At 38.3% G+C, this 26,136-nt stretch carries 21 protein-coding genes and 1 riboswitch; of the genes, 4 read left to right on the forward strand and 17 right to left on the reverse strand.

Features of this window, described 5'->3' with window-relative positions:
* Positions 1 to 188: 188 nt before the first annotated feature.
* Complete coding sequence (locus AC4D4B_RS08185; RefSeq protein WP_490999622.1) at positions 189 to 977, reverse strand: SDR family oxidoreductase; 789 nt, start codon at positions 975 to 977, stop codon at positions 189 to 191.
* A 224-nt stretch (positions 978 to 1,201) separates the two neighbouring features.
* Between AC4D4B_RS08185 and AC4D4B_RS08190 the strand changes: the two genes are divergently transcribed.
* Positions 1,202 to 2,242, forward strand: coding sequence for an AI-2E family transporter (locus AC4D4B_RS08190; protein ID WP_490999623.1), 1,041 nt, complete (start codon positions 1,202 to 1,204; stop codon positions 2,240 to 2,242).
* Positions 2,243 to 2,363: 121 nt separating this feature from the next.
* Here AC4D4B_RS08190 and AC4D4B_RS08195 read toward each other — a convergent pair whose 3' ends face one another.
* From AC4D4B_RS08195 to AC4D4B_RS08215, 5 genes are all read right to left on the reverse strand, one after another.
* Entirely contained in the window at positions 2,364 to 3,068 is a 705-nt protein-coding gene (locus tag AC4D4B_RS08195) for an ABC transporter ATP-binding protein (protein ID WP_490995267.1), read from the reverse strand.
* Entirely contained in the window at positions 3,065 to 3,877 is an 813-nt protein-coding gene (locus AC4D4B_RS08200; protein WP_490995268.1) for an ABC transporter permease, read from the reverse strand. Before AC4D4B_RS08200 ends, AC4D4B_RS08195 begins: the two co-directional genes overlap by 4 nt.
* 70 nt (positions 3,878 to 3,947) lie before the next feature.
* Positions 3,948 to 4,448, reverse strand: a complete 501-nt coding sequence (locus tag AC4D4B_RS08205) for a nitrous oxide reductase accessory protein NosL (RefSeq protein WP_490995269.1) — start codon at positions 4,446 to 4,448, stop codon at positions 3,948 to 3,950.
* Positions 4,445 to 5,719 carry a right-handed parallel beta-helix repeat-containing protein gene (locus tag AC4D4B_RS08210; RefSeq protein ID WP_490999624.1) on the reverse strand — a complete coding sequence of 425 codons (1,275 nt, stop codon included), beginning with the start codon at positions 5,717 to 5,719 and terminating at the stop codon, positions 4,445 to 4,447. Before AC4D4B_RS08210 ends, AC4D4B_RS08205 begins: the two co-directional genes overlap by 4 nt.
* Positions 5,720 to 6,247: 528 nt before the next feature.
* Positions 6,248 to 7,453 (reverse strand): helix-turn-helix domain-containing protein, encoded by a 1,206-nt coding sequence (locus AC4D4B_RS08215; RefSeq protein WP_490999625.1) that lies wholly within the window; start codon positions 7,451 to 7,453, stop codon positions 6,248 to 6,250.
* Positions 7,454 to 7,605: 152 nt separating this feature from the next.
* Here AC4D4B_RS08215 and AC4D4B_RS08220 point away from each other — a divergent pair, with 152 nt between their 5' ends.
* Complete coding sequence (locus AC4D4B_RS08220; protein ID WP_490999626.1) at positions 7,606 to 8,874, forward strand: MFS transporter; 1,269 nt, start codon at positions 7,606 to 7,608, stop codon at positions 8,872 to 8,874.
* Positions 8,875 to 9,010: 136 nt separating this feature from the next.
* Here AC4D4B_RS08220 and AC4D4B_RS08225 read toward each other — a convergent pair whose 3' ends face one another.
* The 4 genes from AC4D4B_RS08225 to gntK form a co-directional block, all read right to left on the reverse strand.
* On the reverse strand, positions 9,011 to 9,151 hold the full coding sequence (locus AC4D4B_RS08225) for a hypothetical protein (protein WP_490999627.1): 141 nt from the start codon (positions 9,149 to 9,151) through the stop codon (positions 9,011 to 9,013).
* A gap of 157 nt (positions 9,152 to 9,308) precedes the next feature.
* Positions 9,309 to 10,958, reverse strand: a complete 1,650-nt coding sequence (gene cdr, locus AC4D4B_RS08230) for a CoA-disulfide reductase (RefSeq protein WP_490999628.1) — start codon at positions 10,956 to 10,958, stop codon at positions 9,309 to 9,311.
* A 192-nt stretch (positions 10,959 to 11,150) separates the two neighbouring features.
* Entirely contained in the window at positions 11,151 to 12,590 is a 1,440-nt protein-coding gene (locus tag AC4D4B_RS08235) for an amino acid permease (RefSeq protein WP_490995274.1), read from the reverse strand.
* A 132-nt stretch (positions 12,591 to 12,722) separates the two neighbouring features.
* A riboswitch (Lysine riboswitch) is annotated at positions 12,723 to 12,923 on the reverse strand.
* A 103-nt stretch (positions 12,924 to 13,026) separates the two neighbouring features.
* A complete protein-coding gene (gene gntK, locus AC4D4B_RS08240; RefSeq protein WP_490999629.1) occupies positions 13,027 to 14,565 on the reverse strand; it encodes a gluconokinase in 1,539 nt (512 codons plus the stop codon).
* A gap of 160 nt (positions 14,566 to 14,725) precedes the next feature.
* Here gntK and AC4D4B_RS08245 point away from each other — a divergent pair, with 160 nt between their 5' ends.
* Entirely contained in the window at positions 14,726 to 15,274 is a 549-nt protein-coding gene (locus AC4D4B_RS08245) for a peroxiredoxin family protein (RefSeq protein WP_490999630.1), read from the forward strand.
* Between the two features lie 91 nt (positions 15,275 to 15,365).
* Positions 15,366 to 15,587, forward strand: a complete 222-nt coding sequence (locus AC4D4B_RS08250; protein ID WP_490999631.1) for a hypothetical protein — start codon at positions 15,366 to 15,368, stop codon at positions 15,585 to 15,587.
* Positions 15,588 to 15,629: 42 nt separating this feature from the next.
* Here AC4D4B_RS08250 and AC4D4B_RS08255 read toward each other — a convergent pair whose 3' ends face one another.
* From AC4D4B_RS08255 to AC4D4B_RS08285, 7 genes are all read right to left on the reverse strand, one after another.
* Entirely contained in the window at positions 15,630 to 16,694 is a 1,065-nt protein-coding gene (locus tag AC4D4B_RS08255; protein WP_490995278.1) for a lactonase family protein, read from the reverse strand.
* Positions 16,695 to 16,827: 133 nt separating this feature from the next.
* On the reverse strand, positions 16,828 to 18,498 hold the full coding sequence (locus AC4D4B_RS08260; RefSeq protein WP_490995279.1) for a glycerol-3-phosphate dehydrogenase/oxidase: 1,671 nt from the start codon (positions 18,496 to 18,498) through the stop codon (positions 16,828 to 16,830).
* A 168-nt stretch (positions 18,499 to 18,666) separates the two neighbouring features.
* Positions 18,667 to 20,160: a glycerol kinase GlpK gene (gene glpK / locus AC4D4B_RS08265; RefSeq protein WP_490995280.1), complete on the reverse strand. Its 1,494-nt coding sequence runs from the start codon at positions 20,158 to 20,160 to the stop codon at positions 18,667 to 18,669.
* 59 nt (positions 20,161 to 20,219) lie between these two features.
* A complete protein-coding gene (locus AC4D4B_RS08270; RefSeq protein WP_490995281.1) occupies positions 20,220 to 21,059 on the reverse strand; it encodes an MIP/aquaporin family protein in 840 nt (279 codons plus the stop codon).
* Positions 21,060 to 21,244: 185 nt separating this feature from the next.
* On the reverse strand, positions 21,245 to 21,796 hold the full coding sequence (locus AC4D4B_RS08275; RefSeq protein ID WP_490999632.1) for a glycerol-3-phosphate responsive antiterminator: 552 nt from the start codon (positions 21,794 to 21,796) through the stop codon (positions 21,245 to 21,247).
* Between the two features lie 108 nt (positions 21,797 to 21,904).
* Positions 21,905 to 25,237: a YhgE/Pip family protein gene (locus AC4D4B_RS08280; protein ID WP_490999633.1), complete on the reverse strand. Its 3,333-nt coding sequence runs from the start codon at positions 25,235 to 25,237 to the stop codon at positions 21,905 to 21,907.
* Positions 25,238 to 25,521: 284 nt separating this feature from the next.
* Positions 25,522 to 26,136 (reverse strand): flavin reductase family protein, encoded by a 615-nt coding sequence (locus tag AC4D4B_RS08285; protein WP_490995284.1) that lies wholly within the window; start codon positions 26,134 to 26,136, stop codon positions 25,522 to 25,524.

Below are 26,136 nucleotides of genomic sequence, written 5' to 3' on the forward strand. Positions count from 1 at the left end.
AACATATGATCCATTACGGTGTATGAAGGAAATCCTTGCTGAAGATACTAAAAAAAGATAGCCATTACCTTGGCTACCTTTTGATTGCTATCAAATGATTATGACTATAATTACAGAATGATTTATCAAATACCCGTCATACTTGATTTCAATATGACTGGATTTAACTTAATATATACAAAATTTACTTACAGTAATGATTCAGTTCCATCGACGTATATTTCAGTGCCGGAAACATGACTTGATTCGTCAGATGCAAGGAAGTATACCAAATTCGCTACCTGTTCAGCTGACCCAGGACCATCTGCCAATGGCTGCATTCCTTCAGGATATTCAATTGGTATTTCGATTTCCTTTAAACTTTCAGACTTAGTTGTGCTGTTATCGATATTTGTTTCAATTGCACCAGGACAAATAGCATTAACTCGAATTTTATATCTGGCCAACTCTAAGGCTGCCATCTTCATAAATCCAATTTGACCGGCTTTTGAAGTACTATAGGCAGCCATACCAAAACCAGCGAACCGTCTATTTCCATTGATTGAGCTTGTAATTATGATGCTGCCACCTTGCTCTTTCATATAAGGAATGCAGTATTTAACAAACAAGAATGTGCTTCTAAGATTCGTTTCAATCACTTCATTCCAGTCCGAAATTTCAAATTCTTCAATAGAAGACAAGGTCCCGTTTATACCAGCGTTACTGAACAGAATATCAAGCCTTTCCCACTTATCCATGACCTGTGAAATTCCTTCACGAATTTGAACTTCATCACGGATATCAACCTGATAAACACAGGCTTCTCCTCCAGCATTTGTGATTTCTTCCTTTACTTTCTCTGCATTATCAAGATTTATGTCCATGATACAGACACGAATGCCATTGTCCGCAAACTTCTTAGCTGTGGCTGCGCCAATACCTGAACCTCCACCAGTAACGATTGCAACTTTCCCCTTTGATTTTTCAGATAATGCCATACGTTTCATCTCCCATGTACATTTCTATTTATCTACTTATTTATCCATTAAGCACACTATTGAAACGTATGACTGAACGGTTTATACGTATATTCATAGAACAATTCCTATATTCCACCAATTTTTTAAAAATTATTTCCAAACCCTCTTATAAACATTACTCCTAACAGATATAATTAATATATCAAGCATGCGGTGCTGCCGAAAGGAGAAACAATAGGTTTATGTTTTCACTCAACCAATTTATAAAAAGCAGAGGGTTCGTCCGTTTTCTCACCATCTTATTTATAATAGGGATCTTCTATGCCCTTAGAGATATGATGAATTTAGTTCTATTCACTTTTATTTTTATTTTCTTAATGGGCGGTTTAGAGAGAATCATTTCATCTTCCATATCCAAAATCAGTCCAATACGAGTTAAGCCACAAATAATAATTATCCTGCTCTATACAATCATAATTTCCTCTTTGGTTATGATCGTCTATAAATATATACCTATTATTACTATGCAAATAACCGACCTTGTAAAAGTAATTATTGATTTTTACAAACACCCGCCTGATAACACAGCAATCGATGTTGTGATCAGTGCAATGCAAAAATTTGTATCACCTTCTGAAATTGAGGAAAATGCAGTGGCACTGTACAGTTATGCTGCGAATATCGGCAAATTAAGTCTGCAGTTGTTTTTAGCTCTGCTGCTAAGTTTATTCTTTCTTTTGGAAAAAGAAAAAATAAAACGATTTACCCGTTCATTCAAGAAAAGCAAGCTGGGCGTTTTATTCACTGAATTAGAGTATTTAGGAAATATATTTGTAAATTCATTTGGTAAGGTTATTGAAGTTCAATTTTTAATTGCCTTTGTTAATGCTATATTATCGACTATTATTCTATATTTCTTAGGATTTCCACAGCTATTGGGACTCGCATTTATGATTTTCCTATTGGGACTTATTCCTGTTGCGGGCGTTATTATTTCCTTAATTCCTCTTTGTACAATTGCCTATAATATTGGCGGAGGAATGCATGTTTTATATATAGTTATCCTTATAGCAGCCATTCATGCTTTGGAAAGCTATGTGTTAAATCCTAAATTCATGTCTGCCAAAACACATTTACCTACGTTTTTCACATTTCTGGTCTTGGTGTTTGGTGAACACTTCCTTGGAATTTGGGGGTTGATTCTAGGTATTCCTATTTTTATCTTCTTATTAAATATGCTTGATGTTCCAGATGCTGAAGTGACTGAACCTAAGCAAATATAATTGACCATAAAATAGGCATGAGTTTCGGGAATCTTCCGAACTCATGCCTTTTATTATTCTTATATATTTTAATTTCAAATCAAGCGTACGTCTTAGAAAACAAGGCTGCAGTCGAGCCTTTTTAAATTCGTTGTCTGTACAAGGTTAGTAACTCTTTTGTAAATCCATCTATATTAGAAAAATCATTTTTAAGTGTTTGAGCCAGCTGCCCTTTTTCAATGAATAACACCCTGTCGGCAAGTTCTGCGGCAACATCCATCATATGAGTAGAGAAAATCGTTATTGTGCCTGCTTCTTTAAGCTTTTTGATGATATCTATAAATTCATTAATCCAGTAAGGATCGAGTCCATTGGTCGGCTCGTCCATAATTAAAAGTCTGGGTTCAGCTAAAATCGATTGGCCGAATAACAGCCTTTGTCTCATGCCTTTAGAAAGATTTTTTACGAGCTCTTTCCGCTTGCCGGTTAATCCCAAACGATCAATCACATCTCTCACTCGATCATTGGAAACCTCTCGGATAGCAGCATAAAAAGACATAAACTCCTCTACATTCATATCACCCTGAGCATAAAATTCATCAGGCATATAACCGATCAATGATACATATTCTTTATTTTGTGCAGTCATATTGACCTCATCCAACAAAACCGTTCCGGCTGAAGGGGAAGAGATACTGGCTAAAATATTCAGGATAGTACTTTTCCCAGCACCGTTTCCTCCGCATAAAGCAACACATTGGCCTTCCTGCACTGCCAACGAAAATGGCTGCAACGCTGTATCGGTTTTATAGTGTTTTGAGATATCAGTCACTTCTAACCTTGTCATTGTGCTCTTCTCCTTTTTAAAAACCAAATTGCAATAAAGCCTAACGCGGCAATAAATACAAAGGCGTATAAGAATAGTACTCCCCATACAATTCCTTCATTAAATAGCGGAACCAATCCATCATAGGCTTGACCGAAGATAGAACCGCCATCCAATCTGATTACCAAGAAAAAGCGTAAGAATTCTGCTGGATTTACGATCATCGCAATTTTCATAAGCACTCCTATCATTGAATAAGGTAAAGCACCTAAAACAGCGATTAACGCAGTCGGCCATATCATGATAAGAAGAAACCAGACTGCCACTGATAAAGTAAGTGCCTGCCATTTTGTGCTTACAAATGACCCTATAAAAAGGCCAAGTGTCAGGAAAAATAAGATTAACAGCATGCTAAATAGAAAAAGAACAAGCATCCAAGTTAATGAAATATCAATCCCAGTCAACAATCCAATTATCATACTCAGCCAATATGCAAGTGAAAAACACACTGCCTGGGCAGTAAATTGGCCTCCCAGTTTACCAAAAAAGTAGGAGACGACATCTAATGGATACGTACATAATAATCTCCATTGACCATTTTCCATTTCATTAGCTATTGAAAAGGAGCCAAAAATCAACATAAATAATGGCAATATATATAACATAATATTAACAACTGTTCCTGTAATATTTGTATATCCTGAGATTGCTCCATTTGTCCGCTCCAATGCCAATAAAAGAGAAATGACAACAATCCATAGAATGGCGATTGAATAATACGAACGGCCTCGCGAAGTCATTCTCCATTCAGAGCTCCATATGTTCCACATCCTTCTTCCCTCCCGTGACGACATCTAAATAAAAGGCAACCATGCCGGCTGCCTTGTTTTTCTTTACCTGTTAACTATGGCCATGACTGTCCGTTTCATTATGATTCATCTCTTTATGCTGTTTCCAATCATGTTTTTGTAAATCGTCGTAGGATAATAAACTTCCTCCTGATTCTTCAACAAATTCTTCAGCACTTGATTGGTCTTCAAAAGAAATCACGTGGTATGACATTGGTGTCTTGATTTCTTCTCCATAAACGAAATAGGAATTTTCAACATCTATCCATTCTTTAGAATGATAATCACGTACAAAGGTCTTTTCAATTTCCTTTTCCTCGTTTTCATCTGTCCAGTTAAACATGCAGCCAATGTCGTCAAAAACAAATGTTTTACCATCTGTTAGGATAATTTCTGTTGCATGCTGATTATCCGCAACCGACATATTACAGTTTGCGCATGTGTCAGTCTTTGGATCAATTTCCACTGGCTCAGCCGATTCATTACCGCAGGCAGACATAAGCATAACTGCTCCAATTCCGACTAACGCAGTTTTCCATAATGAGTGTTTCATTGTTGTTTCCTCCCTTTTATGAATAGAAATAAACTGCCTATAAACAATAATCCGCTGACTATCCATACTGACAGATCAGCATGATTTTTTTGATTGTTTGATTGGATAGATTCCATTAAGGGAGCTGAGTCTGTTAATAGCTCTTCATCCGTACTTTTCAGCATTTTTTGCAGAATTGTTATTCCCGGTGCCTGGAAAAAGAGCTGATACTCGGGAACTTCCTCTGTCAAAGCCAGAAAATAAGGATCGGCTCGGTAGATTAAATTACTTATACCATCTCCGTCTGAATCTATTTTCGCTGATGCGTCCCAGTAGTTCCCATCCAATTGATTCCCTTCACTTTCGATGGCCTGGGCATCATTCACATTACCCAGGAAATCATTTCGGTTAATCCGATTTTCCTCTGATTCTTTAAACTGAATACCTACAAAATTTGATTGCAGCCTGTTATTCTTAACGGTATTCATATTGGCCTTTTCAATAAATATGCCAATCCGATTATTGTGAATCTCATTTGTTTCAACCGTAACATTCCTTGAATCGTATAGTAACAAACCCTGAGAATTCACATTTTCATTATTTTCAGCGAATGTATTCTTACGTACGATTGCATCTTCCGCACCCATGATCATGGCACCCGTAAAGTTATTGAGTGATTCATTCCCTTCGATCAAACAGGAATTGGAATACATTAAATGCACCCCATAATGGGCATCCTGAATTTTATTGTTTTTAAATGTATTATGATGGCTGTATTCTACATAAAATCCATCCTGAACATTACGTATTGAATTTTTACTGAATGTGTTGTAATTTGACTCCCATAGATTAATAGCATGGCCTTCAGACGTTCCTGTAAATGAACTTTCTAGTACACTTACATGATTCGCTTTATCCAGTTTAATACCAGTCCCAGCTGATCTGATTGTGAGATCGTTAAGTTTATGATGATTTCCAGCCAGCACAATCGCAGATTCATCAATTGGTAAGCGAGTTGCCTCTATTTCAATATTTGATATCTGTACATCCTTACCAGAAATGTTTATAAAGGACCCCTCTCCTGTATAACTCAGCACTGTATCCTCTGTTCCTTTAATGGTCATTGGCTTATTTATAGAAACCGGATCTTCATAGGTACCGCTTTTAACAATCAAAGTTCCTCCAACGGGCGTTTGGTCAATTTGCTGCTGCAGAGTTGTTTCTGCGAAACTACTCGGTTCATATATAATCCATAATGCTACAAACACTAAAAAGATGCGTAACCTCTTCATCAATAACCCACCTTTTTCAATCAATCGTGCGCTCCACATTAAGCAGTTAATGGTATAATCATATTCTTTTATATAATTATTTTACTAGAAAAATAATTCTGTTTTCCAGTATAAAGCTATCAAGCCTATCATTCCTATATCTATATGGAGCTATTTTATGAAGATCCTTATATGTATCAGCCTTGAGGGTTAATGAGTGAAATTACTAACAACCTATTATTGTAGAAGTTTATTCTCCTTCATGAGAATAAACTAAGGGGATAGTAGAAGGACCCGTAGAATTGAGACGATGCAAACTGGAATTGAGCGAGTAAGTAAACTAACCGAAAATCTTAATGGACATCTCAATACCAGAAATGAATGGATTGGAACCATTAAATAAAAATACACTACCATCTGTCAAAATCATCATAATCATCGTGTCCAAACAACATTGTATGGTTACATGAAGCGTTTATAAATGAGATCTAAACCTTTGAAAACAGATGGATAAAAATAAAGGAACTGAATGAACAGCCATATATATGTTCAATGTACAGTTCCCTTTTCATTTAGCAATGTTTCTCTAACCTCAACAGCTCTTTTATAATAAATAGATTTCGGCATACTCTTTAATAAATCATAAGTTTTATTAATTTGCTCCAGGGCTTCATCCTTGTGGCCCTGTTGATTTAAACAAAGAGCAATATAGATTCCTGCAGATTGCACCATTCCTACATCGATGGGATGCACCAAAGCACCGGATAGATGGCATTTACGTAGATTTTCCAAAGCTCGATCAATTTCTCCCAGACCATATAGTGCTTTCCCATATTCCAGATAATAAAGTTCGTCTATCTTTTCCGGATTAATCGCAAATTCTTCTAGGTAGTAAATAGCTTTTTTGTAGTCTTTTGTTATTTCATTATGATAAACCGCATATAAAAGTGGAAACATCATTAATGCAATCTTATTTTCCGAAAAAATTGCATATTCCCGAGACTTACTGATTAATCTAAGAAACTCCTTATCATCTCTCATCACAAGCGGATAATTGGAAGCAATCCTGTATATATCATCCATACGATAATAGACATTCGTCTCTTTGGACAATGTGATGGCTTCCTGCAATTTTAAATGGGATTCTTCATATTCTTCTAACGCTGATAAGACGATTCCTTCATCCAATAAAAGCTTCAATTGAAATACGGTATTTTCTTCAAGTCCATTACCAGAGTAGAATTTTCTGATTTCACTCAAAATGATTAAAGATTCATCCCACTTTCCATGCCACAAACAATATTGATGATAAAACCATAATGTTTCAGCACCGTCTAAGAACAAAGAATTCATCTGAAAATAAGAAGCTGCTAATTCAATATATTTTTTCATATCTGGTTTATCCAATTGAAAGCCTGCTTCTGCATATAAACTGTATAATTTCGCTTCAATTACACTACGTGGTAAATTCTCAGAAACCCGCTTAGATAATTTATCGCAAATAGCTAAATAGTTTTCTTGTTTCTTATCATTCTTGATTTCATTTAATAAAGGTAAATAATCCTCTTTCTCATTCAGAAGATCACTAGGTTCACAACCAAGCTGTTGAGCAAGATATTCTAGTGTGCTCACCGATGGCGTTGCTTTACTGTTTTCAATTTGGCTCAGCATTCCCTTTGTCAATCGATCTCCAGCCAACTCGGATTGGGTCATCCCTAAAGCTTTACGTAACGTTTTAATTTTATTGCCCAGCATGGTTATCCCCTCCTTATGGAAAGTATACGGTAAATACTTCCGATTCACAAATTAAAGTTTAATTATTTTAAACTTTTTGTTGACTTCCAAAAATTAGTATTTATATAATAAGTTTAATGATATTAAACTTTTAAACTAAAGGAGAAAAGCCCATGAGTGTACGTTATACCGAAGCAGAACAAGAGAGATTAAGCGCAAGGAATATTTTATTATTTTTTATTGGAAAATTTATTTCGTTATTTGGTGCAAGCATCTATTCATTCGCCATCGGATTATACATTTTAAAAATTACAGGTTCAGGTACAAGTTTTGCACTTGCTCTTGTGTTTGCCTCTGTTCCCCGAATTATATTTGGGCCAATTGCCGGAACCCTTGCTGATCGCTTTAATCGTAAAACGATCATTATTTTGACCGAAATTCTTAGCGGAATACTCATGTTTTTTATGATTGGTTATTCTCACTTCTTAGGGCTCTCACTTGCATTGTTATATACATCAGAAGTTCTACTAGGGATTTTTTCCACCTTCTTTTCTGTGACTGCATCTTCAACCATTCCCTCAATGGCTGGGAATAAATCGATACAAAAGGCAGGCTCATTAAACCAATCCGCATCATCGCTTGCCGGTATACTCGGTCCAATCATAGCTGGTATTCTATACGGATTCTTAGCAATTGAGGAAATCATTTTGCTAACTGGAATCACCTTCATACTTGCCGGTATAATTGAATTATTTATTATTTTCAACCTGTACACTGAGAAAGCGGAACAACAGGAAAAGACGCAATTCATGAAGAGCTTGGCTGAAGGCTTCTCCTATTTAAAAGAAAATGATTTTTTATTCTCCCTGCTCAAAGTATCGCTTTGGATTAACTTCTTCTTTGCGGGTATAAATGTTGCAATCCCCTACATCCTGAACACATCACTGGATTTTTCTTCCCAATCATACGGAATTGCTGCTTCGATGGTTTCTGTTGGAGCACTCATCACATCATTAATCATTTCACAACGCCCTGAAATGAAAGATAAATTAAAGAAAATCAGATTGGGCTTAATTGGTTTAGCAATACTTGTCATTATGATTGGCTTGCCTCCTATTCTCAAAATGACTTCAGAGATTGCTAATGTCGGATACTATATCATCATCCTTGGAATGATTGGTTCTATCATCATGATCGTAAATATTCCCATTCATGTACTAATACAACGTACAACCCCGCCCCACTATCTAGGACGTATTTTCGGATTAGTTGAAACGATTGCATCTGCGATCTCACCGCTTGGGATGATCCTTTTCGGCATCTTGCTTGACTACATACCAGCTTTTTATATACCGCTCATCACTGGATTTTCACTGCTCTTAATTAACATTCTTGCTACGAAAAACATCAAAGAACCAGAAGAAGTCGAATTAGCGAGTTAATGAAAAAGAGGAAATGCCCATCTGGGTCATATCCAGCTGGGCATTTTTTAGTTTTTACTGGCATATGAGATTATCCTGCAGATTAAAGGGATATCCAGTCAGTTTGCCATTTAACGAAGTAATTCTGATTGAGTTTTCAGCTAGCTTCCGGCCGAATTGACTTTGATTCCAGCCAATCTATGCTTTGATCCAGCCGATTTCTCTGAGAATCCAGCCAATCTAAGCCTGATTCCAGCCGATTCGTCTTTGAATCCAGCCAAACTACATTTAGACGCATACCTATATATGTAGGATTAACCCCAATATTTAGTCTTCTCTAAATCCGATCCATCACATAAACCGTCTCAGCAAATAAATCTCTTTAAACAAAAAAACTCCCTCCATAGCGATAATCTACATTATCGAATGAAGGGAGCTCCAACTCTCATTTACTATTATTTCTCTTCAGGAAATGCTTTTGAATATAAATTGTACCCGCCATCAAGGTTTTTAACTTTAATGCCGTTTCCTTCAAGTATTCTGGTAGCTAAGTAACCTCTCATACCTACCTGACATGTAAGATACAAATCTTTATCAGTTGGAATCTCTGATAACCGCTCTCTCAATTCATCTACGGGAATATTGACCGAGCCGGCAATTGCTCCTTTAGCAACCTCAGCCGGTGAGCGGACATCTATTAAATAACCTCCGTTTTCCACTATCTCATCAATTTCATGCCATTGCACTGTGCTGACCATTCCCTCAATAATATTAGTCGCCGCGTAACCAGCCATATTTACAGGATCTTTAGCTGAGGAATATGGAGGAGCATAGGCAATCTCAATATCCGGAAGATCTAATGCCGTTAAGCCACCTTTTATAGCTGTCGCGATTACATCTATACGTTTGTCTACTCCATCCTTTCCAACTGCCTGCGCTCCGTATATTTTCCCCGTTTCCTTATCGAAGATCAGTTTTAAATGCAATTGGGAAGCACCTGGATAATAGCCAGCATGGCTGCTTGGTGCCACATGTACAACCTCATATGGTAGACCTAAAGATTTTAGCATCTTTTCGTTGCTTCCTGTAGAAGCAACGGTCAACTCAAACACCTTCGCTATGGAAGTACCCAATGTTCCGGTATAAACACTTTCTTTCCCGTGGATATGATCCGCCACTAAACGCCCTTGACGATTGGCAGGCCAAGCGAGCGGTACATAAGTATCCGTTCCATTAATATAATCCTTTACTTCAATGACATCTCCGACTGCATAGATAGATGGATCTGATGTTTGCAGATGCTCATTTACTTTTATCGCATCCCGAACCCCAAGCTCGAGGCCGGCATCTTTCGCGATGGTACTTTCGGGTTGAACACCAATCGCTAAAAGAATCATATCTGTTTCTACTTCTTTACCGCTTTTCAACCGAATGATACGACCATTCTTTTCAAAAGATGATACACCATCTTCAAGGATTAAATGAACTCCATTGTCCCGTAAATGTGTGTGAACCATTTGAGCCATCTCTAAATCAATTGGTGCCATTACCTGATTTCCCATCTCAATAACTGTTACATCTATGCCGCGCTCCCGTAAATTTTCGGCCATTTCAATTCCTATAAACCCACCGCCAATGATGACAGCCTTCTCAGGTTTATCCTGATCCACCTTTTCTTTGATCCGGTCCGTATCAGGAACATTCCGAAGTGTATAAACAGATTTAGCCTCATCGATTCCCGGAATGGCTGGACGAACCGGTTTTGAACCCGGAGATAGTATTAGCACATCGTAGGATTCCTCATATTCCTCGCCTGTCATTGCTTTTCTGGCTATGACAGTCTTCTGCTCACGATTGATTTTGATAATTTCTGTCCAGTTGCGTATATCTAAATTATAGCGTTGACCCATTCCTTCAACCGTTTGAACAAGCAGTTTATTACGATTTTGGATAACTTCTCCTATATAATATGGAAGACCACAATTCGCAAATGAAATATATTCACCTTTTTCAAACATCATGATTTCATCTTTTTCGCTTAGACGACGCAGCCTTGCCGCAGCAGATGCTCCGCCTGCCACACCGCCAACAATTAAAATCTTCATTTTATAGACCTCCATTAATTCATCGATTAATCCAATCGTAATATACCCTATTGGGTATGTCAATTTATCAAACTTACATGATTAAACTCTATCATTACTCCCCGAAAAAAGTTTCCATTACACCGTTATACTTTTAAATAATACAAAAAAGCAAACCCACTCTTTTAAGAATGGATTTGCTTATCATTACAGCTAAAAAGATTTTTTCAAATAATAGTTCTCGTGTTGTTTAACTTCCTCCATGTTTTTAGGCAGTAAACGATAGAACAGGATACCACTTGCCAGAAGGATAACACCGAAAATAAATGTTTTTAAATCAGCCGTTCCTTTGATGATTACCCATATGGAATATGCCGTCGCCAATACGGCTATGGTACCATCAATAATTCGTGAACGCATTTCATTAGATTTATACGTCTCTCCAGTCCAAACTAATTTCAATTGGAATGAGGAGGAAATTAAATATGGAACTAAATAAGATAGTGTCGCAATATAAATAATGAAGTCAAATGCATGAGCAATCGAATTTGAAATAGTTGAGAAGATAAATAATTGACCTAAACCATTCGAAACAATCATGGAAAAATTAGGAATCCCACGCTTATTGACCTGCAAAAACTTAGGTATAAATAAACCTTGTTTTGCTGCCTGATACGGTATTTCAGCACTTAATAAGATCCAGCCAATTGTTGAACCAAATAAACTGATCAACCCAATGACTGCCAATGCTTTCCCACCAATGGGTCCCAGTACTGTTTCAATTGCATCAATTAATGGTTTTTCTGAATGAATAAGTGCATCCTGTGTTAATAATCCCATAACAAGAGTACTGATTCCCATATAGATAGCCAAGGCAATTAATAGCCCTAAAACGGTCGCTCTTTTTACATCTGCTTTTTTCTTCGCCCTTGATGCGAATACAACCGCGGATTCAACCCCTAAAAAAGCCCATAAGGTAGAGACAGCAGCAAAATTTACCTGACTGAGTAATCCCTGACTCTCCCCATCGATCATACGAGTTTCCGCAAACGGTATAATATTAGATTGTTCAAAGGCAAATAGCCCAATTACAATGAATAATCCAAATCCAAGTACTTTTGCCGCAGTCGCAACAAAGTTTAATTTACCGGCATTCTCAATGCCTCGCATAATAAAGAAATGAACGCCCCAGAGCATGATTGTACAGACAAGGAATGTTAAGGCATTTCCTACTTTTAGACTAAAATTCCCTATACTGAACAGTTCAGCCGTACTCGTTAAACTTGGGAAGAAGGTAGATAAATACCCTGCAAACGTTGTGATAATGGCAATATTACCAGCAAAATTACCAATCCAATATCCCCATGTGGACATAAAACCAGATAATCTAGAGGCTAAGGAATTTTCCTTGAACAATTCCTTAGCATAAATCTGAGGGCCACCTGTTAAATGTGGCTTCCGAATAGCCAGATTTCCAAAAACCAGTGCAATAGTCAATACTCCTAATCCTGTTAAGCCCCATGCCATGACTACTCCGGCAGGACTAGCTACTTCGGCCAACGTACGCGGCAGCATAAAAATTCCAGACCCAACCATGTTGCCGACTACAAATGCCGTTAAAATCCAAAAACCCAATTCCTTCTTGTTGTTCACGATAATTCCCCTTCCAAAGCTGTCATGTTACTCTCTATTTTTGAATTATCCATATCTGTGTAAATAAACCAAATAAAAAACACACCTTATTGTTAAGGTGTGCAACATTTTATGATTAGCCACACCAGACAATAAATGGATAGTTCTCCATGGAATAAATACCTATCACGAAGTATATATTCCATGACAGTCCTGCACCTGTTCGGATACAGTCCCAGCTGCTCTCTTCGGAAAAAAAAGAGCGCTTCGGCAGATTTTCCTTTCAACTAAAGTCAGCAAGCTTTCCGGCTCTCGTTTAGTTTACTAATAAAATCCGCGACCTCTACCTCATCTTTTAGTCCGATGAGGATTTGTATAAAATTATTATTCCTGTATAAAGGATACAGTGAAAATGAGAATGCTGTCAATACTATACGACAATGTTATTTAAAACGAATTATTTATGATTAATCCATTTATTTTGGAAAGCAGCTATACTGCTATATTCGGACTCCAATTTTCTGTATATATTGATGTAAATGGGCAATAATTCCTCATATCTTTCTACATTCGCTTTAATCGGCGTATGGACATGCGTAGTTCCCACATAATTTGATACAACGGAAAGATCGTCAATTTCACCAAGTGCATATCTGCCGAGTACAACAGCCCCTAAACAAGAGCTTTCAAAGCTTTCAGGTACATCCACTTCCTGATTAAAAATATCCGCAAGCATTTGCCGCCATAATTCTGAACGCGCAAATCCCCCCGTTGCTCTGATTTTGGTCGGTACTCCTATCAATTCCTGCAAAGCTAATAAGACTGTATAGAGATTAAAAATGACTCCTTCGAGCACCGCTCTGACCATATGCTCCTTTTTATGATGAAGTCCAAGTCCAAAGAACGATCCTCTGGCATCAGGGTTCCAAATGGGCGCTCTCTCTCCTGCCAAATATGGATGAAACAGCAGTCCATCTGCTCCCGGTGCTACTTTTGAAGCTATTTTGGTGAGTACCTCATACGAGTCAATTCCGAGGCGTTTAGCTGTTTCTACTTCTGCTGAAGCCAGCTCATCTCTTAGCCATCTGAAAGTCATACCCCCATTATTAACCGGTCCGCCAATCACCCAATGCTTATCCGTCAATGCATAGCAAAAAATTCTGCCCTTTTCATCCGTAATCGGCCTATCTGTTACTGTACGAATGGCTCCACTTGTTCCAATTGTAACAGCCACAATCCCTGGATCAATCGCATTGACACCCAAATTGGAGAGAACGCCATCACTGGCTCCTACTACAAATGGAGTATCCCTGGGCAGCCCCATTTCCTCTGCATAAGCGGAGTCCATGCCTGATAAATAGTATGTAGTTGGAACTGGTTTAGATAAATGGGTCTCTGTAATACCCGCAATTGCCAGTGCCTCAGAATCCCATTCTAAATTTTCAAGATGAAACATTCCTGTTGCTGAAGCAACCGAATAATCAATCACATATTGCCCAAATAATTTATAAAAGACATATTCTTTAATGGAAATGAATTTATAAGTCCTACCCGCTAATTCGGGATGATCATTTACCAACCAAGTGATTTTTGTAAGAGGAGACATCGGATGAATTGGCGTTCCAGTTCTCCGATAAATTTCTTGCCCATTCCTCTCATTTTTAATATAGTCGGACCACTTCTTTGAACGGCTGTCAGCCCATGTAATGCATTGAGTTAATGGGTTCCCATTTTCCTCAACTGCAATTACGCTGTGCATTGCCGAGCTAAAGGATACTAAAGACAATTCGTCAGGATTTATTTGACTTTGGACCATTACTCCTCTTATTGCATTAAGTACAGCATGAAAGATCTCATCCGGATTTTGCTCTGCTGTAAGCGGAGTCGGGCTATATAACGGGTACTCTACATGATAGGTGCTGATTACAGATGCGTCTCCCGAAAATAATACAGCCTTTGTACTGGTGGTTCCTATATCAACTCCTATATAAAACATCTATCTTCCCTCACTTCCCTAAAAGCTCAATACTAGATTCTTACCTTTATTCATATTTTTATAAACAACTTAACACAATTTGACAGCCATTGATTATTTTTTTCACGGCTTGCACATACTTTCTACTAACTAAAAACGACAACAGGAGGCTTCTTACATATTGAAGAATAAAACAATTGCCATTCTTGTTCCATTCTTTTTGCTCATATTTCTTTTTATTTACACACAGACAAAAAAAGAGCCTATTACAGAGGAATCTATACCAGTTTTGACTCAAACAGGAGTTAAGGAAGGTCAATTCGCACCGGATTTCGAATTAACGAATCAGGACGGAAAAATCATAAAATTGTCTGATTTTCGCGGTCAAAAAGTTTTATTAAACTTTTGGGCAAGCTGGTGTCCACCCTGCAAATTAGAAATACCAGATCTCAACGAATTTTATAGTGAACATAAAATGGAGGAGATTAATGTATTAAGCGTGAATATGACCTATTCAGAAAAGAACAAGCAAACCGTTCAAACCTACCAAAATATGTATAAAATTAAGTATCCTGTATTACTGGACCAAACAGGTACTATTGCTAAATTATATAAAATTTTAACGATCCCAACCAGTTATTTCATTGACTCTAACGGCATCATTCAAAAGCGAATGATCGGACCCTTGCAAAAAGAAACGATAGTAAATCTGATGGAAACACTAGATTAAGGAGTGATCCATAGCACTTCTAGAAAAATATTACAAAAAAAGACAAAATTATCCTTTATTTTCATACCTAAACCATAGTAAAATAATATCTATGGAAAAGATCAATTTCAAATCAAGGGGTGTTGTTTCACGAATGAAAGCATACAATATTTTAATTACATTGATGCTTGTGTTAATTAGCGTGTTGTCTATTAAAAATTTATATACAGGCCATTGGGACTTGCAATACTCCCTATTAAACGGCGGAATGGCTATTATTGTTTTAGGTATCTTTACGGCTTATACACAGTCTTTAAAAGAACAATCCAATTAAATAACAGCTGGTTTGGAAGAATCCAAACCAGCTTTTTTTGTATCATTCATGATTCCTTACTATCGCTTGAACACAAACGGGTTTCGAAAGTGAAATCGTATTCCCTGTAAAGCTTGGAATACCTTCTTGATTAATTTCAAATAAAACTAATGAATCACTTTTCTCATTTGCTGCAATAAGTACTTTTTCTTCGTCTATTAGCTCGAAATTTCTCGGCCCCTGTCCTTCCGTATGTGTAAATGCGATAATTTCTGGTATACCTGATTCTGCCACTTTGTACGTTGCAATACTGTCATGCCCTCTATTTGAGGCATATAAGAATTGGCCATCCTCTGAAATGTGTAAATCGGCTGCAGTATTTTCCTCTTTATAATCATCCGGCAATGTAGTAACCACTCCTAAAAGAGACTCTGGTATACGTTGTTCATTTAATTCGAATACAGCGATTGTATTGCTTAATTCCTGGATGACATACATGATTGGCAATGTAGGGTGAAAGGCAAAATGCCTTGGGCCCGACCCAGGAATAGTAGACATTTCAGCTAAATTAGAAAAGTCCTTATCATCGTATACATAGATTTTATCAGTACCTAAATCTGCTGCAACCACAACGGAGGAATTCGGTACAGGTACGATTGAGTGAGCATGCGCTGCATCCTGTCTGTCTGCCCAAACCCCTGATCCAACATGTTCATTTGTTGTCGTATGCTCTCCAAGTGATCCATCTTCCTGAAGTTCTATCCTGGTTACCGTGCCACCATAATTACTAATGTATAAACAAGATTCATTTTCACTAAGACTGACATAGCAGGGTGCCATCCCATTCGTAGATTTACGATTCAACTCTCTAATCTGTTCAGATTGGCGATTGATTGCATAAGAGACAACCATCCCATATTCTACTTCACTTACCGCGTATAAATGAGTTTGAGCTTTATTTATAACAAGAAAGGAAGGATTTTCAATACCTGTATATTTCTCGACTAATTCAAGTTTCTTTTCTTTCACGTTCAATTTGAATAAATGAATACCTGCACTTGGTTCTTCAGCATAAGAACCGGTATAAATCATCCATTCATTTTTCTTATTTTCTTGAATTTCATTCATCTTGACTGCCCCCATCCCATGTTAAATAAACTAAGTTTCTGATTTATTTCTATTCCCCTTTTTAAAGATATTGAATCCTAAAAACCCCACAACCTATATTTCAAGGAAGTGGGGTCATTTATCCATACTGATATTAATTAGTAACCAACTCGGATTGTGGGTTCGCAGCATCATGCAATGCAGTTTCAAGCTCTTTTGTATAAATCTCTGTTTGCTCTTCAGTCCAATGCAGTACTTGTTTCATATATGAAATCACTTGATCTTTGTATTCATGAACATGCGCAATATCGAATAGGACCATACCTGTTCTGCGATTAAAGAAGTCAAGCGGCGTATAAGCAAGTTCATATTCAATTGCATAGCCCAATTTAGCCAATACTGGCAATGGCAGCCCTATTTCGTCCGCTTTTTCTTTGTTTTTTCGGGCTATTTCAAACAGAAGTGGAGCATTGGATCCATATGTTGAAATAATCTCTCTAGCTTCTGCATCTGATAACCCGGTACCGATTGCTTTTTCTTTAGTTTTACTTATATATGAATTAAATTTAGCTGATCCTCCAACACGTCCTCCGGATATCGGCATTTTTTCGGTATAGCAGCTACCAAAATGTTTATATCCTTCATCTCTGAATTGTTTGGCTACTAAATCCAGCACGGTTTCAGCCATTTTACGATAGCCAGTCAATTTTCCGCCTGCAATGGTAATTAATCCAGAATCAGATACCCATGTTTCATCCTTCCTGGATATCTCAGAAGCACCTTTCCCCTCCTGGCTGATTAATGGACGCACTCCAGCCCAGCTGGATTCCACATCCTCTTTAGTAAGTTTTACGGAAGGGAACATATAGTTAATAGCATCCAATATATAATCTCTGTCTTGATCTGTCATTTTGGGATTGATTGGATCTTGACCATAAAATGTATCAGTTGTTCCAACATATGCCTTACCTTCACGCGGAATCGCGAATACCATTCTTCCATCAGGTGTATCAAAATAAACCGCTTGTTTCAAAGGAAAACGGGATTGATCAATCACGATATGTGCACCTTTAGTAAGCTGAAGCACTTTACCTTTTTTAGAATTGTCTTTTTCACGGATAAAGTCTACCCAAGGACCTGTTGCATTTATGATCTTCCTTGCTTTAATTTGGAAAGAACCCTCATCCAATAGATCTTTCACATTTACGCCTACTATTTTTCCATTTTCATAGATTAAATCCTCGACCTTGGCATAATTCAGTAAGCTTGCTCCTTGTTCAAATGCTTCTTTCATGACTTCCATCGTCAGGCGGGCATCATCGGTTCTGTATTCAACATAGTAACCGCCACCCTTTAAGCCATCTTTTTTAACCAATGGAGCCTTTTCAATCGTTTCTTCTACTGTAAGCATGGTGCGGCGCTCTTCCTTTTTCACTCCAGCAAGAAAATCATACATCTGTAAGCCAATGGAAGTAGTAAATTTACCAAATGTACCGCCTTCATGGAAGGGTAATAGCATCCATTCAGGTGTTGTAACATGGGGACCATTTTCGTAAACAATAGCCCTTTCTTTCCCAACCTCTGCAACTACTCCTACTTGCAATTGCTTTAGATAGCGCAATCCACCGTGAACCAGCTTGGTTGAACGGCTTGATGTACCGGCTGCAAAATCCTGCATTTCAACTAGCCCTACCTTCATCCCTCTAGTAGCGGCATCTAAAGCAATCCCTGCTCCGGTAATTCCTCCACCAATGACAAGCACATCGAAATGTGTGTTTTGTAATTTATTTTTATATTCATGTCTATTTAAACTATTTAAACCCATCCTCTTGTTCCTCCTCTGTAGATAAGTGCTATTGAGATAATAAAAAGAGACCACAAAATACATTACCCTTAATTAAAGGAATGTACTCGCGGTCTCTTAAAATCTCTAACCTTATATTAACTTATTTTCATTATATCATTTTTTGAGAAAAACTCATACAAAATTGAATTATGATTTAAAGGTTCTGGTACTTGCCACAGCTCTTTCCCAACCATCAACTAATTCATTACGTTTCTCTTCTTCCATAGTTGGTTCATATGATTTATCAATGATCCATTGGGCAGCAATTTCATCCTGGCTTTCCCAGAATCCAACAGCCAGTCCAGCTAAATAAGCAGCTCCAAGGGCAGTCGTTTCATTAATTTTTGGTATTTCAACCGGCACGTTTAAAATATCACTCTGGAATTCCATTAAGAATGAATTCTTAACGGCACCGCCATCGGCACGCAATGTTTTCAATTCAATTCCGGATTCCTCTTCCATTGCATCAATAACAGCTTTTGTTTGGTAGGCTAAAGATTCAACTGTTGCTCTGATAAAGTGATCCTTTGTAGTCCCTCTTGTCAGACCAAAAACCGCTCCTCTTGCATCACTATCCCAATATGGAGTCCCTAGACCTACGAAGGCTGGAACGACATATACTCCATCGGTAGAGTCCACTGCCCGGCAATATGTCTCGCTATCAGCAGCATCCTTAAGCATCCTTAATCCATCTCGGAGCCATTGAACAGCAGAACCTGCTACAAAGATACTACCTTCCAATGCATATTCAACTTTACCATTTAATCCCCAGGCTAAAGTTGTCAATAATCCTTTTTCCGATTTAACCGGTTTTTCACCTGTATTCATGAGCATAAAGCAGCCTGTTCCATATGTGTTTTTAGCCATTCCTTTTTCAAAGCATGCCTGACCAAACAATGCTGCCTGTTGGTCACCAGCAATACCTGCAATTGGTATACTCTTACCAAAGAAGTGATAATCAATCGTTTGTGCATATACCTCAGAGGACGGACGCACTTCTGGAAGCATGGATTTCGGAACATCCAAAATCTCCAGCAATTCATCATCCCACTCAAGGTCATAAATATTGTACATCATTGTTCTTGAAGCATTGGAATAATCAGTAACATGAGCTTTACCGCCGGATAGCTTCCAGATTAGCCATGTATCAATTGTACCGAATAATAATTTCCCTTCATTGGCTAAATCACGTGCCCCTTCTACATTGTCGAGGATCCACTTAACTTTTGTGCCAGAAAAATAGGCATCTATTAATAAACCAGTTTTGGAATGAAAAAGATCATTATGGCCAGCATTTTTCAATTCCTCACAAATATCTCTTGTTTGGCGGGATTGCCAAACTATCGCATTATAAATAGGTTGACCTGTTTCTTTATTCCACACCACCGCTGTTTCACGCTGATTTGTAATTCCGATTCCTTCTATATCTGTTGCCTCTATACCTGATTCTGAAAGACAGCCTGCAATAACAGCAAGCACTGAACCCCAAATTTCATTGGCATTATGCTCCACCCACCCCGGCTTAGGAAAGTACTGCGTAAATTCCTTTTGAGCACTATGTACAATTTCCCCTTTTTTATTGAATAAAATAGCTCTGGAGCTAGTTGTCCCCTGATCAATTGATAAAATATATTTCTCCATTTTTTCATCTCCCATCTACTAATTTTTATATTATAATCGATTTCTTTAAAGTTAGTAACTTATAACCTTGCTTTTGCTGGATCATTAGCCTGTCGAAGTGCTTGTTCTGAATCTTTATTAGTTATAAAATAAGCGATTACCAGGATAACCACAGTGCCAGCTAATACTGCCCAGAAAGCTCCAGTCAGCGTATTATTGAAGACCGCTTTATGGAATAAAGCCCCCAAGGATCCGCCAAGGATGGGTCCTACAACTGGAATCCAAGCATATCCCCAATTAGATGGGCCTTTCCCTGCTATCGGAAGAAGCGCATGGGCAATACGCGGACCCAGGTCACGCGCCGGATTGATGGCATAACCGGTTGTCCCCCCAAGAGCCATACCGATTCCTACAATTAAAAGACCGACTGCGAATGGATTTAAGCCTTCCGTAAAATCATTTGCTCCAATAAATTGCAAACCAAGTAATAAGATAAATGTCCCTATAATTTCACTAAGTAAATTTGAAAATGTATGAGGAATAGCGGGACCAGTTGCGAAAACCCCTAATTTTGTCCCTGGATCTTCAGTCGCTTTCCAATGAGGTAAGTATTGTAAATAAATAAGAGTTGCCCCAATCATTGCTCCAATCATTTGTGCCAAAATATATCCAGGTACATCTGCCCAAGCAAAATCTCCGCTAAACGCAAGACCAAATGTAACAGCAGGATTTAAATGAGCACCGCTAATGCCGCCAACTGCAAAAACGCCTAATGTAACACCAAGCCCCCAGGCAATGGTAATAACAATCCAACCAGCATCCTTTGCATAAGATTTGGTTAAGTTAGCTCCAGCACATACTCCTGCTCCAAAAACAATCAAGATCATCGTACCTACTAATTCTCCCCAAAATGGTGTCATTCCTTCCATCTCCCTATCATATAATTTCATAAAAAATGGAGAAACAAGCACTAAAGTATTCCTACTTATTAAGGAATACTGCCACCTGTGTCTCCATGTCTTTTCACATACTTATTAACTTAAACACAGTGTAAAACTATTTGTAAACGCTGTCAATTAAAAACGAAAAAAATAGGGAATTCGACTCATTCCCCTGCAAAATACTGCCAAAGATCTCGTTTAGACGAGGTTATTGAGACAGCTCCAGCTTCAAGTGCTTCTTTCGCTTCTTCAACCGTTCGGATTAAACCACCCGCAAAAATGGGTAGCTGAATTTCCCCTGCAACTTCTTTAATCATATTTGGAAGTGCACCCGGAAGTACTTCAATATAATCGGGCTGTGATTTTTTAACCATCTTATAGCTGCGTTCGAGCGCATGGCTATCAATCATAAAGATTCGCTGGACAGCTAATGCCTGATGTTTTTTTGCTTCTTGGATAACCGCTGATTTTGTAGATATGACACCAAATGGTTTAAACTCCTGACAAAGATATTGAGTACCATATTCATCATTTTTTAATCCATTGATTAAATCCACATGAAAAAACAGCTGTTTATCTGCCATCTTGGCCATTTGAGTAATATGTTTGATTTGCCCAAGATGGGTCTCTAAAATAACACCTGTTTTAAATCCTGATTGTAAAAACTTTTCAAAGTCCTTCATAGTTGAAGCTGCCGGTAATATTTTCTGATCCAATCTAATCTCTCCCATTCGGACCCCTTATTCATAGGTAAAAATCCCTTTCAATATAGAATACAATTAATCTATGTATTCTTCTACTAAAAGGGATTTATATGATTATGATTAACGTACTATTTCTGCATCCCCTGCTGATTCATTCTTCTTGAAAAAGGATAATCCAACAGATAGTCCAGCAAACAGAACCAGGAAGACAACTAGTATCATTGCATTTGCAAACATCATACCGAAGTCATCCAAGGATACTAATGCACGGAATCCTGCAATCGAATAAGTCATCGGTAGGACAGTGCTTAGATCACGTAAATATTCAGGCAGCATATCGATTGGCAATGCAGATCCGGTAGTAGAAAGCTGCATAATCAAAAGTGCCACACCTATAAACAAACCAATGTTGCCGGCAAGCATAGTCAGGAAGAACACAATTGACATAAATGAAATACTCGCCAATACAGCAAACAAGATGAGCAATAGACTATTCGCAAATCCTGAGTTAACAAAGAATATGGTAAAGCCAGAAAGAAGAATCGCCTGACCAGCTACCAATAAAGCGAGCAAACCAAATCTTTTGGAATACCATGCGAAGTTTGAGATAGCTGCATCCATTGGTTTTCTTACCCCAACAACTAACATCATTAATAAAACACCCACAAATAATGCTAACGATAGTACATATGGTGCGTTTGCGTAACGATAATACGGATAACTATTAATTTTCGAATCGATCAGCTCAACCGGCGAGGAGAACATGCTAATCGTTTCATCAGTAGCATTTATACCGGCCGTTTTTTCAGCTCCGTCACCTAAGCCGTTGGATAATTCAAGTGTGCCATCTTTGATTTGACCGACACCTTTATCAATTTCAGTTACCCCTTCCTTCATCGTACCCCAGCCAGTATTAACCGTTGCGTTACCATCGGCTACTTGCTTAGATCCATCAAATAGCTGCTTAGATCCATCAACAGCTGTTTTCCAGCCTGCATTCACTGTGGCATTACCACCAGCCACTTCAGCAGCACCATTTTTCAACGTATTCAAAGATGTTGATAATGTACCCCATGCGCTATTCACTGTTGCTGTTCCATCGGCCACTTGCTTGGAACCATCATAAAGCTGTTTAGAACCTGCTACTGCGGTTTTCCAGCCATCGTTAACCGTAGCATTACCGTCCGCCACTTGCACAGCACCTTTATTTAGCGTATCTAACGAAGTTGTTAACGTACCCCATGCAGTGTTAACTGACCCTGTGCCTGCTGCTACTTGTTTAGACCCTTCATAAAGCTGTTTAGAACCAGTGACTGCTGTTTTCCAGCCTTCATTTACGGATTTATTACCGGCAGATACTGTGGTAAGGCCATTATCCAAATCAAAAAGACCATTCGATAAGGTCGACCAAGATTGGTTAACGGTTGCCGTTCCATCTGCCACTTGTTGCGAACCATTGTATAAATCTTTTGATCCATTAACCGCTGTCATCCAACCGGTTGCAACTGATTCATTTCCTGCTGCTACCTCGGTTAGACCGCCTTTAATCGTCCCAACTCCAGTTGTAATGGCTCCCCAATTTGTATTCACTGTACTGGTTCCTGTTTCTATTTGCGCTGCACCTGCTGCTAACTCAGATGCTCCTGTAACAATTTTCTCTTGACCCGGTATAATTTGTTGATCAAAAGCACCTGCCAATTTTTGTACCCCTGGCTGCAATTTACCTGAAATGCCTGCAGATAAGGATTCAGCCCCATTTTTCAGACCATTTTCTTTCCTAATACCCTGATCAACTGCTTCTACCCCAGCCGCGACATCCTGGGCACCCTTTAATAACTTTTGAAAATCCGGATCATCTTTTATACCTGGATAGATTAGCGCTATCTTATCTCCTAACTGTTTTATTCCACCTGCTACATCACTTGAACCCTTTGCAAGAGCCGGTGTATTGGCAGCTATTTCATTTATGCCGTCTCTTAATGCTGCACTTCCATCTACCAAGGTTGGCATACTTCCATTGAGTTGATTTACACCATCTTGCGCTGACTTCAATCCCACTAACATATCAGAAGTTCCTGTTTTCAAATCTCCTGCACCTGCATTTAATGCTTTACCACCATCTGCAAGTTCCTGAATTTTACCACTATTACCATCTAACTGAGAATATAAAGCTGCTGATCCATCTTTTAGTTCATTTGCACCTTTTGCAAGTTTCTCAATATCAGAAGATTTTCCACTCATTGTTCCGTGAAGTTGATTTAAACCATTTTTAAGATCGTCTGACCCCTTAGCCAGCAATTCAATATCTTCTGTTTTCCCACTTACAGTTGAGTACATGACAGAGGAACCCTTCTTCAAGCTCTCTGTCCCATCTGCAAGTGCTTCAATATCCTTCTCCTTCGCACTAAATGTTCCTGATAAGGTCCCTAAACCATCTTCAATTGACTTTGATCCGTCTGCTAGTTGTTGAATTTCAGCGGCTTTACCGCCCACTGTTGAATAAATTAAACCTGATCCATCTCTGAGTTCAGCTGCGCCATCAGCAAGCATTGCAATACTAGCTGAACTTCCTGCCATTGTGCCATTCAACTGGCCCAACCCATCCTCAACCTGCTTCGACCCACTTGCAAGTGTATTAATATCACCGGTCTTACCACTTACGGATGAATAAATAAGGCCTGAACCATTACTAACCTGAGCTGCTCCATTTGCCAATCTTGCAATATCAGCAGATTTTCCAGCCATGGTTCCATTCAATTGACCGAGGCCTTGTTCAAGTTCTTTTGAACCGTCTGCAAGTTTTTGAATATCTCCTGTTTTTGTTGTTAATGAATCCAGTAGGGTTCCAGTACCGTCCTTCAGTTTAACAGAGCCTTCGTGAAGCTTTGTTGAACCATCCGCGCCAGATTTAAATCCTTCTGCTACATCACCAAGCTGGGCAAAAACTGTGCTGGTATAGGTAGCGGTGATTGTATCAGCAAGCTGCTCTTTAATTGTTCCTATAGCTGTTTTCGTTGCTGTTGCAGCTATAAAATGCAGCCCTTCATTCTGCGTATACTTTAGTTCCGGTTTTTCCGGATTTTCATCCATTACGGTTGCTACCTTTTGGGAAAAGTCTACAGGAATCTCAATTACCATATAATATTCATTATCATTAAGTCCGCGATTTGCTTGTTCCTTACTGACAAATCTCCATCCCAGGTCATTCCCGTCTTTCAGTTTCGCTACCAAATCTCTACCAACATTGACTTCCTTGCCATCTGTTACAGTACCTGAATCATTATTCACAACTGCGACCGGTAAGTTTGATAGATTATCATATGGTCCCCAACTTGGCGTTAACATAATCAACCCATAAACTAACGGTACCAGTAAGACAGCAATTAACGAGATCCAAAAACCTCTCCTGCGACCGAGTTCTGACATCCGATTTCCATTACCTAAAGAGCTCATGCATTACCCCCACTTGTCTGATTTATCTATATTAAGGCGGTTATGAAAGCGCAACCACTCGTATACTGATTATATATTCTGAATATTTAGTAAAACTCCTTCTAGTAATTTAACAAATTTGTAAAATAATTAGATATTTTGTACCTTTTTTTAATTTACAATAAGAAAATCTTATGACTAAATTAAAGAAAAACTTATCATAAGTAGTCTTTTAGACCTTTTTTATTTCCAAAAGACTCCATAAAAAAAACTTCCCTACAAGAGACGGGAAGTTTTCTAATCTATTATTTTGGTCTTTCCAGAACAAATTGTTCTCCAATCTTCATAAAATTTTGGCCAGCAAGCCGGGAAACAGGCTTGAGCAATTCTGTACGGATTGTGCCATCCTTGTAGATGGCTTCATCTATATGATAAAAAACAATATTACCGATTAATAGATCACAACCTGCATCTTCTGCTGTATGGCCTCCAAGCGGAATTACTTTATGTACGGTACATTCCATCCGAATTTTCGCAGGGCTAAGCCCTGGAACTCGTACATGAACACTATCTACTGTTTGAAAGGGCGATCCTTCTAGTTCACTTTGGTCCGGAGGTAATTCGGCTGCTGTCCAATTTGCTCCCTCTACGTTTTCTTCATCTGTAATATGGAGGACAAATTCACCCGAATCAATTGCATTTCTTGCTGTATCTTTTCTTTCACCGTTCCTTCGCTGGATGGATACAGCAATCAGCGGGGGATTTGAACTAACGATTGTAAAATAACTAAAAGGCGCAATATTTATAATTCCTTCGTTAGAAATGGTTGAGATAAGAGCAATCGGCCTGGGAACGATTGCCCCTGTTAAAAAGGTATAATTCTCTCGTTCACTCATTTCGGTTGGATTTAGCGATATCAT

The organism is Pradoshia sp. Z6_59 (assembly GCF_058267515.1).